The organism is Pseudomonas sp. GW101-3H06 (assembly GCF_059424605.1).
Map to the genome: position 1 here is coordinate 5,874,857 of NZ_JBWKZO010000001.1, position 16,370 is coordinate 5,891,226.

The window sequence follows — 16,370 nt, forward strand, 5'->3', positions numbered from 1 at the left end:
GCTCGGCAGCACCTCGTTTCGGGTTACTTTCAGCGCAGATGACGAGAACGCCATGGCCGGGCTAATTCCCCAGAGCTTCATTGACGACCTTCTGAACCGCACCGACATCGTCGATGTGGTCAGCTCTCGCCTGCAACTGAAAAAAGCCGGCAAGAACCACACCGCCTGCTGCCCGTTTCACAAAGAGAAAACCCCGTCCTTCAGCGTCAGCCCTGACAAACAGTTCTACTACTGCTTCGGCTGCGGCGCTGGCGGCAATGCCCTCGGCTTCATCATGGATCACGACAACCTGGACTTTCCCCAGGCTGTCGAAGAACTGGCCAAGGCCGCCGGCATGGAAATTCCCCGGGAAGAAAGCGGCCGATCGCACAAACCCCGACAGCCGACTGACTCACCGCTGTACCCGCTGCTCACGGCCGCCGCCGACTTCTACCGCCAGGCGCTCAAAAGCCATCCCCAGCGCAAGGCCGCCGTCGATTACCTCAAGGGTCGCGGCTTAACCGGTGAAATCGCCCGTGATTTCGGCCTCGGCTTTGCGCCACCAGGCTGGGACAACCTGTACAAGCACCTGAGCAGCGACACCCTTCAACAGAAAGCCATGATCGACGCCGGCCTATTGGTGGAAAATGCCGAGACCGGCAAGCGCTATGACCGCTTCCGTGACCGCGTGATGTTCCCGATCCGCGACAGCCGCGGCCGGATCATCGCCTTCGGCGGCCGGGTATTGGGTGACGATAAGCCCAAATACCTGAACTCTCCGGAAACCCCGGTATTCCATAAGGGCCAGGAACTCTACGGCCTGTTCGAAGCCCGCAAGAACAACCGCAACCTCGATGAAATCATCGTGGTTGAAGGCTATATGGACGTGATCGCCCTTGCTCAACAGGGCCTGCGCAACGCCGTGGCCACCCTCGGCACCGCCACCAGCGAAGAACACTTGAAGCGCCTGTTCCGCGTGGTGCCCAGCGTCTTATTCTGCTTTGATGGTGACCAGGCTGGCCGCAATGCCGCCTGGAGAGCCCTGGAAGCAACGCTGTCGAGCTTGCAGGATGGCCGTCGGGCACGCTTTCTGTTCCTGCCCGAAGGTGAAGACCCGGACACCCTGATCCGCTCCGAAGGTACCGACGCTTTCCGAGCACGCATCAACCAGCACGCTCAGCCATTGGCGGACTACTTCTTCCAGCAACTGACCGAAGAAGCCGATCCGCGCTCCCTCGAAGGCAAGGCCCATATGGCCACCCTCGCGGCACCGCTGATCGACAAGGTCCCAGGCGCCAATCTGCGCACCCTGATGCGTCAACGCTTGCTGGAAATCACCGGCTTGAGCGGCGAGGCGGTCAGCCAATTGGTTCACAGCGCGCCTCAAGACGCGCCGCCAGCCTATGACCCGGGTATGGATTACGACGCCATGCCGGACTATTCAGACTTCCATCAACCCCAGGAGGCCTACGCGCCCCAGCAGGAATGGACGCCGAAGAAGCCCGGTGCCGGCGGCAAAAAATGGGACAAGAAACCGTGGAGCAAAAACGGCAAGCGCGGTGATCGCGATGAATCCTATGCTCCACGCACGCCAGTGGCGGTAGAAGCCCCGACGCTTATCGCGTTGCGAACGCTTATCCACCACCCACAACTGGCCGGCAAGGTTGAGAGTGCCGATCATTTTGCCAACGAGAGCAACACGTACGCTCAGGTACTAATCGCCTTGATCGAGGCCGTGCAGAAAAATCCTAAGCTAAACTCTATTCAGTTGATGGCCCGTTGGCACGGCACAGAGCAAGGTCGCCTATTGAGAGCACTCGCAGAAAAGGAGTGGCTAATTGACGGCGACAACCTTGAACAACAGTTTTTAGACACCATTACTAGATTATCCGCGGGTCAGCACACGCAGACCCTCGACGAACTCATCAAGAAAGCAAGGCAGCCGGGATTGTCGGCTGAAGAGCAAATTCAGATAGCAAAACAGATGCGCGACCTCTTAAAACAGAATGTTTCCGCATCAAACCCGACCTCAACTGGCGCGTGAGGTCATAGCTCAGGTATAATCCTCGGCTTGTTTTTTGCCCGCCAAGACCTTCAGTGGATAGGGTGTTATGTCCGGAAAAGCGCAACAGCAGTCTCGTATTATTGAGTTGATCAAACTGGGCCGTGAGCAGAAGTATCTGACTTACGCCGAGGTCAACGACCACCTGCCCGAGGATATTTCAGATCCAGAGCAGGTGGAAGACATCATCCGCATGATTAACGACATGGGGATCCCCGTACACGAGAGTGCTCCGGATGCGGACGCCCTTATGCTGGCCGACGCCGATACCGACGAGGCCGCTGCGGAAGAAGCAGCCGCTGCGTTGGCGGCGGTGGAGACCGATATCGGTCGCACCACTGACCCGGTGCGCATGTACATGCGCGAAATGGGTACGGTCGAGCTTCTGACTCGTGAAGGCGAAATCGAAATCGCCAAGCGTATCGAAGAAGGCATCCGTGAAGTGATGAGCGCCATTGCGCACTTCCCTGGCACGGTTGACCATATTCTCTCCGAGTACACTCGCGTCACCACCGAAGGTGGTCGCCTGTCCGACGTCCTGAGCGGTTATATCGACCCGGACGATGGCATTGCGCCGCCTGCGGCAGAAGTGCCGCCGCCGATCGATGCGAAGGCCGCGAAAGCGGATGACGACTCCGACGACGAAGACGCCGAAGCCTCGGATGACGAAGAAGAAGCCGAAAGCGGTCCGGATCCGATCATCGCCGCACAGCGTTTTGGCGCTGTGGCCGATCAGATGGAAATCACCCGCAAGGCCCTGAAGAAGCACGGTCGTCACAACAAGGCAGCGATTGCCGAGTTGTTGGCACTGGCCGAGCTGTTCATGCCGATCAAACTGGTGCCGAAGCAATTCGAAGGCCTGGTCGAGCGTGTTCGCAGTGCTTTGGACCGTCTGCGTCAACAAGAGCGTGCAATCATGCAGCTCTGCGTTCGTGATGCACGCATGCCGCGTGCCGACTTCCTGCGCCAGTTCCCGGGCAATGAAATCGACGAAAGCTGGAGCGACGCACTGGCCAAGGGCAAGACCAAATACGCTGAAGCCATTGGTCGCCTGCAACCGGACATCATTCGTTGCCAGCAGAAGCTGACCGCGCTGGAAACCGAAACCGGTTTGACCATCGCCGAGATCAAGGACATCAACCGTCGCATGTCGATCGGTGAGGCCAAGGCCCGCCGCGCGAAGAAGGAGATGGTTGAAGCGAACTTGCGTCTGGTGATCTCCATCGCCAAGAAGTACACCAACCGTGGCCTGCAATTCCTCGACCTGATCCAGGAAGGCAACATTGGTTTGATGAAAGCGGTAGACAAGTTCGAATACCGCCGCGGCTACAAATTCTCGACTTATGCCACCTGGTGGATCCGTCAGGCGATCACTCGCTCGATCGCCGACCAGGCCCGCACCATCCGTATTCCGGTGCACATGATCGAGACGATCAACAAGCTCAACCGTATTTCCCGTCAGATGTTGCAGGAAATGGGTCGCGAACCGACGCCGGAAGAGCTGGGCGAACGCATGGAAATGCCTGAGGACAAGATCCGCAAGGTATTGAAGATCGCTAAAGAGCCGATCTCCATGGAAACCCCGATCGGTGATGACGAAGACTCCCATCTGGGTGACTTCATCGAAGACTCGACCATGCAGTCGCCAATCGATGTTGCTACCGTTGAGAGCCTTAAAGAAGCGACTCGCGAAGTGCTGTCCGGCCTCACTGCCCGTGAAGCCAAGGTACTGCGCATGCGCTTCGGTATCGACATGAATACTGACCACACCCTTGAGGAGGTTGGTAAGCAGTTCGACGTGACCCGTGAGCGGATTCGTCAGATCGAAGCCAAGGCGCTGCGCAAGCTGCGCCACCCGACGAGAAGCGAGCATTTGCGCTCCTTCCTGGACGAGTGATCACAAAACCCCCGGCCCAGGCCGGGGGTTTTGTTTTATGCAGATTTTAATCCCCCGCCATACCCCTCCCGTCGATTTGCCCGTCTACACTCGAATCATTCCCCGAGCCATAACGAGACCGTTATGCCCAGACTGCCGACCGTGTTTTTTTTGCTGTCGCTGATGACCTGGACCGCAACGGCTGGCGCGCTGACTCTGACCGACGAAGAACGTAGCTGGCTTGCGGCCCACCCGGACTTGCGCCTGGGTGTCGATGCGTCCTGGCCCCCCTTTGAGTTTCGTGACGATCAGGGCCGTTACCAGGGACTTGCTGCAGACTATATCGACCTGATTCGCCAGCGATTGGCGGTCAAACTCACGCCCATCGAACCCGTCAGTTGGTCGGTTGTGCTGGAGCAGGCCAAGCAAGGCAAGCTGGACTTGCTGCCTGGCATCATGTCGACACCTGAACGACAGGCTTATCTGTCGTTTACCCGCCCCTATCTGGACTTCCCGATTGTCATCCTGGCTCATGTCGGCGGCCCTCAACCGCGCAAGCTCCAAGACCTTTACGGGCTGAAAATCGCCGTGGTGGAAAATTATGCGCCCCATGAACTGCTGCGCACCCACCATCCCGACCTGAATCTGGTGGCCATGCCCAACGTCAGCTCGGCCCTGCAGGCGCTGGCAACAGATGAAGTGGATGCCGTGGTGGGTGATCTGGCTTCCAGCGTCTGGAGTTTGCGCCAGCTCAAGCTGGATGGGCTATATGTCAGCGGCGAAACGCCGTATCGCTATCAATTGGCCATGGGCGTGCCGCGAGACAACAAGATGCTGGCCGGCATCCTGGACAAAGTCCTGGCGGACATGACCCCGACCGAAATCAGCACAATCCAGGAACAATGGGTCGGTAACGTCCTCGACCACCGGACTTTCTGGTCCGATCTGCTGGTCTATGGCCTTCCAGGATTGCTGCTGCTGATCACGGTGCTGGCAGCAGTGATCCGCATCAACCGCCGGCTGAGTTCGGAAATTGCCCGCCGGGTTGATCTGGAGCAGGAGCTGCGCAGTAGCGAATATCACTACCGCGGGCTGGTAGAAAGCCTCTCGGCCATCGCCTGGGAAGCGCGGATTAGCGACTTCACTTACAGCTACGTGTCACCCCACGCCGAGGATCTGCTCGGTTACCCCCTGTCCCACTGGCTGATTCCAGGCTTCTGGCGCAACATCATTCACCCCGCCGACCTCACCCGCGCACAGAGCTTTTGCGATCACGAAGTGCTGGCCGGACGCGACCACAGCCTCGATTATCGGGTTATCACTGCTGACGGGCGCTGCTTGTGGGTCCGCGATATCGTCAGCCTGATCGAACACGGCCATGAACCGGTGATGCGCGGGCTGATGATCGATATCAGTGAAACCAAGCGCACCGAAGAAGCACTTCGTCTGTCGGAACAGAAATTTGCTTCGGTATTCCAGCAATGCCCGGACATTCTGGTCATTGCGCGGCTCTCCGACGGTTGCCTGCTGGAGGTTAACGAAGCATTCGAAGAACAGATCGGCCTCAAGGCCGAGGACGTTATCGGCCAGACCGCCACCGACCTCAACATCTGGGGCATTCCCGGCGTGGGGCCCGGCTTGTTGCAACGCTTGCAGGCCGGCAGCATCCGCAACCTCGAGATGCCCTTTCGCCGCAGCAATGGTCAGGTGTTTACCGGCCTGATCTCGGCCGAACCCTTCGACCTCGATACAACCCCGGCACTGGTGGTGGTCGTACGCGACATCACCCAGCTCAAGGAAACCCAACAGCAGCTGCAAACCTCCGAAGAGAAATTCGCCAAAGCCTTCCACGCCTCCCCGGATGGCTTGCTGCTGTCACGGCAAAGTGATGGCTTGCTGTTGGAAGTCAACGAAGGTTTCAGCCGTATCACTGGTTTCAACAGTGCGATGTCCGTGGATCGCTCGGCTCTGGATCTGGGGATCTGGGTCAACCTCAACGAACGCAAGCAGATGCTTGACCTGTTGCATCGCGACGGCTTTGTCCGCGACTTCAGTTGCCATATCCGCCGCAGCGACGGGCAGATCCGCCTCTGTGAGGTATCCAGTCGCCCACTGCCGATCGGCGACGAGGACTGCATGCTGACCATCGCCCGGGATATCACCGAGCGCCATCTGATGCAGGAAAAACTGCAACAGGCCGCCACTGTGTTCGAGAGCACCGCCGAAGGCGTATTGATCACCGACACCCAGCAGCACATCAGCGCCGTCAACCGCGCATTTACCGAAATCACCGGGTACAGCGAAAGCGAAGCACTGGGCCATACCCCGCGTTTACTTGCCTCGGGCCTGCATGACAGCGCGTTCTACGCCGCCATGTGGCATCAATTGACCGCCGAAGGGCACTGGCAAGGCGAGATCTCCAACCGGCGCAAAAATGGCGAGCTTTACCCGAGTTGGCTGACCATCAGCGCAGTGCGTAACCGGGACAAATTCATCACCCACTTCGTGGCAGTGTTCGCCGACATTTCCAGCCTCAAACACGCCCAGGCCAAACTCGACTACCAGGCTCACCACGACCCACTGACCGGCCTGCCCAACCGCACGCTGTTCGAAAGTCGCTTGCAGACCGCACTCAATACCCAGAGAGAAGTCGGTGGCCAGGGCGCAGTGCTGTTCCTGGACCTGGACCGGTTCAAACACATCAACGACAGCCTCGGCCACCCGGTCGGCGACCTGTTGCTCAAGGGAATTGCCGTGCGCCTCAAGGAGCAGTTGCGCGACATCGACACCGTGGCACGCCTGGGCGGCGACGAGTTCATCATCCTGTTGCCCGGCCTGCAGCAACCCAGCGATGCCGACAACATCGCCACCAAGCTGCTCAATTGCTTCACCGCACCTTTCCAGGCTGGGGAGCATGAGTTCTTTATCAGTTCCAGCATCGGCACCAGCCTTTATCCGCAGGATGGTTGCGATGTGGCCACGCTGATCAAGAACGCCGATGCGGCAATGTATCGCTCCAAAGCCAAAGGCCGTAACCGGGTCGAAAGCTACACCTGCGACCTCACCGCGCAAGCCAGTGAACGCATAGCACTGGAGCATGAACTGCGACGCGCCATCGAGCGCAATGAACTCTACCTGTGCTACCAACCGAAGATCAGCCTCGACGACTATCGCCTGGTCGGTGCCGAGGCACTGATTCGCTGGCGCCACCCGACCTTTGGCGACGTACCACCGGAGCACTTCATTTCCCTGGCCGAAGAAAACGGCATGATCCTGCAAATCGGTGACTGGGTGCTTGAGACCGCCTGCCGGCAACTACACGAGTGGAACAAAACCTACGTGGGCCTCGGCCCGCTGTCGGTCAACCTCGCGGGCGCTCAGCTGCGTCAACCGAACCTGCTCGGGCGCATCGAACAATTGCTCAAGGACTACCGCCTCAAACCCGGGCTCTTGCAGCTGGAAATCACTGAAAACTTCATCATGAGCCAGGCGGAAGAAGCGCTGGCCGTGTTGCATCAACTCAAGCAGCTGGGTGTACAACTGGCTATCGACGACTTCGGCACGGGCTATTCGTCTTTGAGCTACCTCAAGCGCCTGCCCTTGGACATTCTCAAGATCGACCAATCGTTCGTTCGCGGATTGCCGGATGATCCCCACGACGCCGCCATCGTGCGCGCCATCATCGCGCTCGGCCGCAGCATGCAATTCACCGTGATTGCCGAAGGCGTCGAAACCCAGGCACAGCAAAAATTTCTGGCCTTCGAGGGTTGTGAGCAGATCCAGGGTTACATCGTCAGCCTGCCCTTGCCCCCCGACGAATTCGCCGCGACGTTTCTTCGTACAGCCGTATTGGATTTTTCGGATAGCACAGCCGCGAAACCGTCGCTATAATCCGCGACCTACTGGGGCCTATAGCTCAGTTGGTTAGAGCAGAGGACTCATAATCCTTTGGTCCACGGTTCAAGTCCGTGTGGGCCCACCAACTCCAAAGCCGCGCATTGCGCGGCTTTGCTCTGTCTGAAGCATAATAATACGAATGGAGCCGAAGCCCAGCGGCTGGCAAAGTGTCCAAAAACTGTCCACCACTTATGCGAAACTCTGCCGTAGTTGTTGCCTAAATCGCTCGAATGCAGTTATGAAAGATGCAGGATGCTGCCCTTTCCGAAAGCTCTGGTTCGACGACAACAGATGCTGCATCTCTGCTTGAGTTCTGTTCAAAGCATCTCCTACTCCAATCGGCCCCATGACCTCTGGACCAATTTTTTCGCTGATATGGTGGGAAATGCTGAACCGCCCCCCTCCTGTCTTTTTACTGTCCTCTTCAATCTCATTGAACAGTTCAGCCAAAGATCCCGCGGGCTTACCTTTCAACCACTCAGTAAGTGTTAGCAAGTCTTTTAATGTCATATAAATAACATCCTGCAGCTGTACTGGAAGGCACCCATATTTTTCGTTAAGCGCTCGCTCAAAGCCTTCCTTTATATAATGAGCGACGTACTCACCACCGTATATATGAAATTCATCCAAAGTCACAACTACAATACGCGCCTTCTTAGACTTAAACTTTTCTGTCGCAGCCAACTTAAAGGCAGTCTCTTGCCCTTGCTCAATACCTTTAATAAAGCTTTCTTTCAAAAGCTCGGACAACAAACTCGGATCGTAAGCGCACCTCATCAAAACGGACGGAGTTATAGCTTTCGACTCAAAGACAAACACATCATCTTTATCAACAACTACGTAATCTGCAATCTTCCCTATTTTTATCGGAATGACTTTATTCAACTCAGGTATTGAATACACGTCCATAGATGTCACCCTCAACCGCTCACCAATGTACGCCTCTACATCAAGACCAAATTTCGAATAAAACTCCGGACACCCCTTCAGAACGTCCATGGCTATACTTCTGAGTCCAGAGACGCATAAACCAGCATTGAAAATCACTAGCCCATCATTTTCGACAATGATCGGTTTATTTTTAAACGGAGTTTCCTGATACAACTCCGCTGAATTGCAGTCTTTGACCGCATACTCTTGCAGATACTCCGGAAGCTGATTAAAGGGTACTGACACAAGCTTTAAAAAACCGACCAGTACCTGGTCACTTATTGCAGGAGACAGATGTGAATAGAACGTCGACATACTCCACTTAACTACACTATTTGCGTCTTTATTACCGACTACCGCTAAAAGATAATTTGCAACCTTGTAGTAATCTATGAGCGTAATACCAACCTTTTCAACAAAAAGCTTATTATTGAAATCGAAAGACCTTTCAAGTAGCACGCGCTGTAGGACCACATGACGCCAGGTATCTATAACTGGAACTTGATACCATAATTGCTGTATAACCATTGCCCGCATCATCAACATGAAAACTTCAGGCGAAATATCCAATAACTTTGTTGACAAGCTATAAATTCTATTCGCAACCCTTAAAAAATCATCTTTATTCATTTCAAGAGGACCGTCTTTCTCTAGGAGCGAAAGCTTCAAGAGAAACATCACAATCCACGGCATATGGTTCAGACTGCGACCCTGATCAAGATAGTTCAGCCCACAGTTAAAGACAGAAAAATGGGAGTATCGGGACAACTCCGTTTTAATACTAGTCAGCTCTCTTGTATATGAAGGCACTATCAAGTTCCATCTCCTTTTGCTTTCCTAGCTGTAACGCTTACCAGAGGGTTCAAGTGCACCACATTGGCCATGTGCCCCGGGCTAAAATGTGCATACTTTTGGGTCATAGCCAAGGTCGCATGCCCCAGTACCTTTTGGAGCGTGATGATATCGCCGCCGTTCATCATGTAGTGGCTAGCAAATGTGTGGCGCAGAACGTGTGTCAATTGCCCCGCCGGCAACACTAAATCGATTGCATCAACTGCCCGTCGGAAGACTTCGTAAGAAGGTTGAAACGGTAGTGCTTTCTGTAGGCGCTTGTACAACTCCTCAGAGATTGGAATCGTTCTGTTCTTGCTGGACTTGGTCTTGCTGTAATGGATCAGCTTGTTACGCACTTGCCGTGGTTGCAGACTTTCCGCCTCCCCCCATCGTGCTCCGGTTGCTAAACATACTTCGGCGATCAGCAAGGCATTGCCGTCGAGTGAGGCAAGGTATGTCAACAGAACATCGATTTGCTCATCCAGCAGATAAGCCATCTCCGCTTCGTCGAACTTTAACCCCCGAACATTGGCCAATGGGTTTGGCAAACTCCACTCACTCAACCTCTCCAGCTCGTTGAACACCGCACGCAAATAGGCCAGCTCATGGTTCAACATATTCGCGCTCACAGGGCGCCCTGGCTTGCCTTCCTTTGTGTACCTGGAATGTTTCCCTTCGGCACGTTCCGCACGGTACTGGGCAAAATGGGAAGAATTGAACGCTACCGCCTTCGGATTTCCCATCCGCTCGACCATATTCAGCAGCAGCTCTTTACGCTGATCTCCGGTCTTCAAGGTTTGGCCATGCAACGTATGCCAGAGCTCCACCAGGTCTTTCAACCTGCGAGTGTCTGCTTTGCCCTTCTTTTCGAACTCGCCCCTGACCCCGTCACCCATTATTCGGCGCTCGAACGCCAAGGCTTCGTTCTTGGTGCGAAACATTTTGCGGATCCGACCGCCATCGCTTCCTTCCGGTCGACAGTCCACCTTGTAGCGACCGTCTGCGGTTTGCTTGATCGACATGGCTACTCCGGGCTGATCTGACCAGCATCAGGGGCGGTCTCATCAATCAGCAGCCACAGCGCGTACTTCTTGAAGTTCGGGTGACTGGCAATTTTTTGCATAGCCAGAAAACTGACTTCGGTACGCAATCCCAATTCGTATTTTTTGTAACTGCTTAGGCTCAGCCCTGTCGATTCGCACAGCTCCATCTGAGTCATTCCCTCCTTGAATCGCATCACCTTTAATTTTTCCGCAAGTTCCACCCGATATCCCCTTGACAAGGTTCCATACGGGTACCTAGCATAGTACCCGAACGTGTACTTTCTTCCGCAATATACCTAGAGAGGTTATCAGAATGCAGATCACCATCGACACGCCATACGTGACCATCAGCGAGCTTGTCAGGCGCTCCGGGCAGTCCGATTCAGCCATCAGGAGAGAAATAGAGCTGGGCAACTTCTTGATCCGTCCAAAAGCGGAAGGGTCAAAGTCCGCCGTTCTAGTAAATATGATCCACCTCGCCGTCGAGGCCGCGGAACAAGCTGAGCGGATTCGTTCCAGCGACAAAAAGAAAGTCGGAGCCCGTTAATGCAGGCGCGAAGAAAACTCGACCAAAAAGTCTTCGACGACATCTACCTGAACGAAGTCGTCGAAGCCCTGAAAACAGACCCTGAACTGGGCTTCGAAAGCATCAATGACAAGTCCATGCAAAAAGGCAAATGCCCCAACTGCGGTCAACGCAGGCTGTTCATCAGCGTGATCAAGCCCTACGTCCTTAAATGCAACCGCGAAAACGAGTGCAAATTTGAGGAGAAAACCCGCGAGCGCTACCGGCACCTGTTCGAAAACCTCAGCGAGCGCTTTCCCAAAACTCCGGAGAACCCCAACGCCACGGCCGACGCCTACCTGCAGCGCAACCGTGGATTCGACATCAGCCAAATGAAGGGCTGGTATACCCAAGGCCGGCGCAAGCTCAAGAACAAAGAATGGGCCGACACCGTGCGGTTTCCGCTTTGCGACGGCTACTGGGAACGCCTGATCGACGCCACGGCAGTCGCCGCGAACGACGATGACAAAGCAGGCATCAAGTACGGCATGAGCTACAAGGGCAACGGCTGGATTCCGCCCGGCATGACGATCGACAGGAATGATCGCATCTACATCGTCGAAGGTATCTTTCACGCTATTGCGCTGCACCAGGCCGGCTTCAAGGCGATCGCCTCAATCAGCTGCGTGAACTTCCCGTGGAGCATACTGGAGGCCCACAAAGGCAAGTCCATCACCTGGGTCATCGCCCTGGATGACGATGAGGCCGGCCGCAAATACATCCCCAAATACCTGCGCCAGATCCGCGAACAAAAAGAAATCGGCTGGGTCGCCCTCGCCGGTGAGCGCGACTGGGACGACGTCTACCGCGACGGTCAATTGGACCCGGTGTTCATGGCCGAGGCCGAATACCAGGGCCGGCTGTTCACGGCTGAAAACACCACCAAATTGGCTTACCTGATGTACTTGCGTCGGCCTGCAGCATTTTTCCTGATGGAGTTTCGCAATCGGTTGTTCTCGGCCAAGGTCAACCAGAGCGAACTCACCACCGACCTGGGCGAGGAAAAGCTCGACGGCAACCGCGAGACCTTCAGCAAACACGTAAAAATCAAACAGGTGGCCAACTGCATTCCCAATCTGGAGTACTTGGAAAAGGACATCGTCACCAGCGAGCAGCGCTACTTCTTCGACTTCAAGTTTCCGGACAAGAGCCGCAGCTGCAAGGCACCGCTCGCCCCCAATGCCATCACCGACCCACGAGGGTTCGCCCGCTCTCTGCTCGAGCACACACCAGGAGGAAACTTCGAAGGCGGTGAAGCGGTGCTGGCCATGCTCAAGGCAAAATGGCTCAACGACGAAAATCGGGCGGTGCGAACCGTGCGCAGCCTGCCCTTTGTGGGTTACGACGAAAGCTGTGGCCTCTACTGCTATCCCACCTTCGGCTTTCACCAGGGCAAGGAGCTTCCGGTCAACAGCCACGGCTTTATTGAAATCAACGGCAATGGCGTCAAAACCACCCTTTCCAACTTCACGCTGGAACGCGGTCAGGACTTTGATCCGGAATGGTTTAAAGACTTCCTCGCCGTCAACGGGCTGAACGGTTTGGCCATCCTGAGCTGGTGGACCGCGACCTATTTTGTTCAGCAGATCGGCGCAAAGCAGGCGTCCTTTCCCTTTTTGGAGTTCACTGGAAAACCCGGGGCCGGCAAGTCCACCTTGCTGCGTTTCCTGTGGCGGCTTACCGGTCGTGAAAATTACGAAGGGATACAACCCAGCGGTGCGGGTGCCAGTGCAATCGGCTTGTCACGATCCTTCGCCGATGTCAGCAACCTACCCGTAATCCTGATCGAGTCGGACAAGGAATCCACCGATAGCCAGGGGCGCAAAGTCACAGTGCAGTTCAACTGGGACGAACTGAAAAGGCTCTTTGACTACCACGCGACCCTCAGGGTTACCGGCGCCAAAACTACCGGTAACGAAACACGCAGTACATTCTGGCGAGGCGCCTTGGGCATTTCGCAAAACAACAGCGTGGACAGTTCGGAAGCAACCCTCTCACGCATCGTGGAGCTGCACGCCACGAAGGACCATCACACACCGGCCCTGAAGCCACTCGCCGACCGACTGAAAAGCATGGATGCCAGAGCCCTGGGCGGCTACCTGCGCCGTTGCCTGGCATTCGAACAGGAGTGGCTGACCCGCTACTTCGATGCCTTCCCGCGTTTTGAACAGCGTCTGCAAGCCGTTGCCGCGATTACTGAGGCACGCATCGTCACTTGCCACGCCCAGGTCTTGGCAGCCGCCTACGCCACTCAGGCGCTGTTCCCGGACTGGACGGACGCCGACATGGAAAACCTGGCCAAGCATCTGGAGCAGCGGGCAATCGCTCGCCAGCAACGCTGCCGATCGGAGCACCCCGACGCGGCCACGTTCTGGCAGATCTACCACTACCTCAATGAGCGGGTGGTGAAGATCAGTGACAGCGAGGGTGACCGGGAGGAGATTCACGAAACCCTGAACCACAGCGCCGAGCGAGGCGTAGTCGCCATCAACATCGAGCACTTTCAGGAGGCCTGTCGAAAAGCCAGTCAGGAAGTTCTCACTCGGGCACAACTGCAACGCGCCCTTCCCCAAAGCACCACTTACAAGTTCCTGGAAACCCGAAAGGCCTACTCCCGGATTGAGCGTCGAACCATCAACTGCTGGCTTTTCAAAAAAGTCTGAAATCCAACTGATTTACAACGAGTTTGATCCTTGGATGAGTGTCGCCTGCGTTTTACCTAAGAGTTTGCGCGTTGCCCCATAAGTCATCTGTAATTTTTGAACTATTAGGTAATTAATAAGTGAAAACAGCAACTTATAAAAATTCATCACTGGAATGTCAGTGGAAGACGCTGAACTATTTTTCATTCCAGCAACATTCCATTTTCAGCCTTCTAACCGAAATCCGCTGCAAGCCTTTAAATACAAGGGCTACAGCGATATGCCCACAGCTCAATAGTTCAGCGCATTCCACTAGCACTGAACTACTTTTTCGGCCAGCTAAACCCCGTAAAAACAAGGACTTCAGCCCTGCAAATACAGCAATAGTTCAAAAATTCCAGACACAGAAAGCCCTACGCGCAACACATCTAACGCGAGACAACCCATGCCCGAACTTTCACCCCAGGAAGTCCACCGGCGGGACTGCCTCGCCCGCCATTTACTTCACCGCTGGTCCCGACAAGAAATCGTCGATTGGCTCAACGACCCGAAGAAAACCGACCGCTTTCGCGAAGACATGCGCGAGCGACTGAACACCCAGCGACACACCATCAAACCTCAATGAAAAGGAGTTTCACCATGCGAGTAAACGTCATCAAAGGCGACCGATGCACCGGCAAAACCACCCAGTTACAAGCCATCCAAGAGGAGCTGAAAGCCCAAGGGATCGAAGTGCCGATCATCATTGGCGAACGCTTCACCACGCCGTACTTCCTCAACCTGATCAGCGACCAGGTGTTGGCCGGGGCAACTCATTTTCTGGCCGACGATTGCACTCAGTTCCAAATCAAGGCCGTCCAGGATCTGGTCGCGCAAGGCAGGAACGCCAGATTGCCCATCACTTTCATTGCACACCTGGTGCGCCAGGCTTAAGCCCCAGCAAGGAGAAGCGCCATGAATCTCTACTACTGCGCGAACACCTTACCCGGGGAATTCTGCCTACCAACGCAGTACGTCGATCGTTGCAGCTCAGAAGACCTCGCCGAGCTGGCCGCGGCCGATCACTGGCGAGATCACCCGAACGACATCCCGGCACTCATCACCGTGGTGCACCTGCACGACGTGGACGGTCACGACCTGGGATTGTTTGAAGTGCGTTGTGAACAACGCCCGGTATTCACGGCAAGCCCATTGCGGCAAGCCTGAAAGAGACGGTGTCGAGGAGTTCGCACCTCCCCGACACCCACTACCACCAAGGAGCAAAACTGATGAAAGCAGAACACCGCAGCAGCAGCGACAGCAAGGATATCACCCTGCTGATGAAGGGTGGGACCAGCGGTTTCAAACCGTCTCGACCACTGCTGGCCACTGCCGTGATCGGTACCGCACTGATCGGATACCTGGTTCACAAAACCCCGGATGCACGGTCGCATCTGGAAAACCTGGTCAACATGGCCCACAACATGGGCGATCTGAGCGAGCGTGATGCAGCAGTCGTCACTGAGCTGTTGATTGCCGCCGACTGCCCGATACCCCTTACGCCAAAGTGAAAACCCCTTACTTTTACTCACTGGCCGCCGGCATCCAGACCATGGACAGCCTGGCCCAAGTGTTTGGGATTGCCGATTTCATCTGGCACCAACAGGGCGACGGCGAAGTGTATGTCGGCAGTTGGGCCGACAGTTTCTGGGGCAGCAAACAGCCGCTGCAACTGCCCGCCGAGCTGTTCGACAACTACCAGGGCACCGCAGCGCCTGGCAAGTTGAACTCAACCCGGTCAACCGGGCTGTGCTTGCCGATCGATTTCCCCATGCACAGCAGTTTGAAGACGTGCGCCAGTGCGGCGCTCACAACCTCAGCCCCGTCGATGTCCTCACCGCCGGATTCCCCTGCCAGGACATCAGCGTCGCCGGCTGCCGGGAAAGCAACCGAGACAGCCGCGGACTGCGCGGCGAACGCAGCGGCCTTTTCTGGGAGGTCATACGAATCCTCAAAGAGATTCAACCTCGCTGGGTGGTCCTTGAGAACGTCGTTAACCTGCTCGCTGTCAACGATAGCTGTGACTTTGAAACAGTCATCCGGGCCCTTGCGGACTGCGGGTATGTGGGATTTTGGCGAGTGCTTAATGCTCAATATTTCGGAGTCCCCCAGCAGCGTCGTCGCGTATTCCTGGTCGCAGGTTATCGACGAATGCCCCCCTTCGAGTTCCTGGCTGACGCCGCGCCAGTGGACGCAATACCTCCAGCGTCTCGCTCGATCAGCTGGCCACGCGCCGCGGATGCCTGGGCTGCCAATACTCTATTGGCAAACAAAGCCGGCTCCCAAATCACTATGGGCTGTACCACTTTCGTCGCTCACCCGCACGGATGGGATCAGATGGCTGAGCGGCAGCGAGCGTCTGAGGATGATGGGTTTTGCCTCGGACTGGATGCGGCCAACCTTGCGGAGGCTTTCGCTGCCGGAAACGCCGTTGTTACGCAGGTGGCGGAGTGGGTTGGGCGGGGGTTGATCGACGCGATCTGAATCGCGCTCCGTACGGATG

General features: G+C 55.9%; 13 protein-coding genes, 1 tRNA gene and 1 pseudogene. 12 read left to right on the forward strand and 3 right to left on the reverse strand.

Features of this window, described 5'->3' with window-relative positions:
- Nucleotides 1-52: 52 nt before the first annotated feature.
- The 4 genes from dnaG (at nt 53) to AC07ZE_RS27120 (ending at nt 7,899) form a co-directional block, all read left to right on the forward strand.
- Nucleotides 53-2,023, forward strand: coding sequence for a DNA primase (gene dnaG, locus AC07ZE_RS27105; RefSeq protein WP_207267437.1), 1,971 nt, complete (start codon nt 53-55; stop codon nt 2,021-2,023).
- 67 nt (nt 2,024-2,090) lie between these two features.
- A complete protein-coding gene (rpoD, locus tag AC07ZE_RS27110; protein WP_207267438.1) occupies nt 2,091-3,938 on the forward strand; it encodes an RNA polymerase sigma factor RpoD in 1,848 nt (615 codons plus the stop codon).
- Between the two features lie 123 nt (nt 3,939-4,061).
- On the forward strand, nt 4,062-7,808 hold the full coding sequence (locus AC07ZE_RS27115) for a bifunctional diguanylate cyclase/phosphodiesterase (RefSeq protein ID WP_207267439.1): 3,747 nt from the start codon (nt 4,062-4,064) through the stop codon (nt 7,806-7,808).
- A gap of 14 nt (nt 7,809-7,822) precedes the next feature.
- Nucleotides 7,823-7,899 (forward strand) — tRNA-Ile (locus AC07ZE_RS27120).
- A 104-nt stretch (nt 7,900-8,003) separates the two neighbouring features.
- Here AC07ZE_RS27120 and AC07ZE_RS27125 read toward each other — a convergent pair.
- Genes AC07ZE_RS27125 through AC07ZE_RS27135 form a run of 3 tightly spaced genes read right to left on the reverse strand, consistent with a single transcriptional unit; the run spans nt 8,004 to nt 10,842 of the window.
- A complete protein-coding gene (locus tag AC07ZE_RS27125) occupies nt 8,004-9,560 on the reverse strand; it encodes a hypothetical protein (protein WP_207267440.1) in 1,557 nt (518 codons plus the stop codon).
- On the reverse strand, nt 9,557-10,600 hold the full coding sequence (locus tag AC07ZE_RS27130) for a phage integrase (protein WP_207267447.1): 1,044 nt from the start codon (nt 10,598-10,600) through the stop codon (nt 9,557-9,559). The genes AC07ZE_RS27125 and AC07ZE_RS27130 overlap by 4 nt, the downstream gene beginning before the upstream one ends.
- A gap of 2 nt (nt 10,601-10,602) precedes the next feature.
- On the reverse strand, nt 10,603-10,842 hold the full coding sequence (locus AC07ZE_RS27135; RefSeq protein WP_207267448.1) for a helix-turn-helix domain-containing protein: 240 nt from the start codon (nt 10,840-10,842) through the stop codon (nt 10,603-10,605).
- Nucleotides 10,843-10,934: 92 nt separating this feature from the next.
- Here AC07ZE_RS27135 and AC07ZE_RS27140 point away from each other — a divergent pair, with 92 nt between their 5' ends.
- The 8 genes and pseudogenes from AC07ZE_RS27140 to AC07ZE_RS27175 all read left to right on the forward strand — a co-directional run bounded on the left by AC07ZE_RS27140 (nt 10,935) and on the right by AC07ZE_RS27175 (nt 16,351).
- Nucleotides 10,935-11,168 carry a hypothetical protein gene (locus AC07ZE_RS27140; protein WP_207267449.1) on the forward strand — a complete coding sequence of 78 codons (234 nt, stop codon included), beginning with the start codon at nt 10,935-10,937 and terminating at the stop codon, nt 11,166-11,168.
- A complete protein-coding gene (locus tag AC07ZE_RS27145; protein ID WP_207267450.1) occupies nt 11,168-13,849 on the forward strand; it encodes a toprim domain-containing protein in 2,682 nt (893 codons plus the stop codon). Before AC07ZE_RS27140 ends, AC07ZE_RS27145 begins: the two co-directional genes overlap by 1 nt.
- 424 nt (nt 13,850-14,273) lie before the next feature.
- Nucleotides 14,274-14,453, forward strand: coding sequence for a hypothetical protein (locus tag AC07ZE_RS27150; RefSeq protein WP_207267451.1), 180 nt, complete (start codon nt 14,274-14,276; stop codon nt 14,451-14,453).
- A gap of 14 nt (nt 14,454-14,467) precedes the next feature.
- Complete coding sequence (locus tag AC07ZE_RS27155) at nt 14,468-14,761, forward strand: hypothetical protein (RefSeq protein ID WP_207267452.1); 294 nt, start codon at nt 14,468-14,470, stop codon at nt 14,759-14,761.
- Nucleotides 14,762-14,782: 21 nt separating this feature from the next.
- Nucleotides 14,783-15,034 carry a hypothetical protein gene (locus AC07ZE_RS27160; RefSeq protein ID WP_207267453.1) on the forward strand — a complete coding sequence of 84 codons (252 nt, stop codon included), beginning with the start codon at nt 14,783-14,785 and terminating at the stop codon, nt 15,032-15,034.
- Between the two features lie 62 nt (nt 15,035-15,096).
- Nucleotides 15,097-15,378, forward strand: a complete 282-nt coding sequence (locus tag AC07ZE_RS27165) for a hypothetical protein (RefSeq protein WP_207267454.1) — start codon at nt 15,097-15,099, stop codon at nt 15,376-15,378.
- A pseudogene (locus AC07ZE_RS27170) lies at nt 15,348-15,575 on the forward strand (hypothetical protein); the annotation flags it as partial. The gene AC07ZE_RS27165 and the pseudogene AC07ZE_RS27170, both read left to right, overlap by 31 nt.
- A complete protein-coding gene (locus tag AC07ZE_RS27175; RefSeq protein ID WP_207267456.1) occupies nt 15,500-16,351 on the forward strand; it encodes a DNA cytosine methyltransferase in 852 nt (283 codons plus the stop codon). The pseudogene AC07ZE_RS27170 and the gene AC07ZE_RS27175, both read left to right, overlap by 76 nt.
- Nucleotides 16,352-16,370: the final 19 nt, after the last annotated feature.

Bases quoted from the DNA above. Each gene is read 5' to 3' on its own strand.
- dnaG (WP_207267437.1), top strand. From the start codon at position 53: ATGGCCGGGCTAATTCCCCAGAGCTTCATTGACGACCTTCTGAACCGC.
- rpoD (WP_207267438.1), top strand. From the start codon at position 2,091: ATGTCCGGAAAAGCGCAACAGCAGTCTCGTATTATTGAGTTGATCAAA.
- AC07ZE_RS27115 (WP_207267439.1), top strand. From the start codon at position 4,062: ATGCCCAGACTGCCGACCGTGTTTTTTTTGCTGTCGCTGATGACCTGG.
- AC07ZE_RS27130 (WP_207267447.1), bottom strand. From the start codon at position 10,600: ATGTCGATCAAGCAAACCGCAGACGGTCGCTACAAGGTGGACTGTCGA.
- AC07ZE_RS27140 (WP_207267449.1), top strand. From the start codon at position 10,935: ATGCAGATCACCATCGACACGCCATACGTGACCATCAGCGAGCTTGTC.
- AC07ZE_RS27145 (WP_207267450.1), top strand. From the start codon at position 11,168: ATGCAGGCGCGAAGAAAACTCGACCAAAAAGTCTTCGACGACATCTAC.
- AC07ZE_RS27150 (WP_207267451.1), top strand. From the start codon at position 14,274: ATGCCCGAACTTTCACCCCAGGAAGTCCACCGGCGGGACTGCCTCGCC.
- AC07ZE_RS27155 (WP_207267452.1), top strand. From the start codon at position 14,468: ATGCGAGTAAACGTCATCAAAGGCGACCGATGCACCGGCAAAACCACC.
- AC07ZE_RS27160 (WP_207267453.1), top strand. From the start codon at position 14,783: ATGAATCTCTACTACTGCGCGAACACCTTACCCGGGGAATTCTGCCTA.
- AC07ZE_RS27165 (WP_207267454.1), top strand. From the start codon at position 15,097: ATGAAAGCAGAACACCGCAGCAGCAGCGACAGCAAGGATATCACCCTG.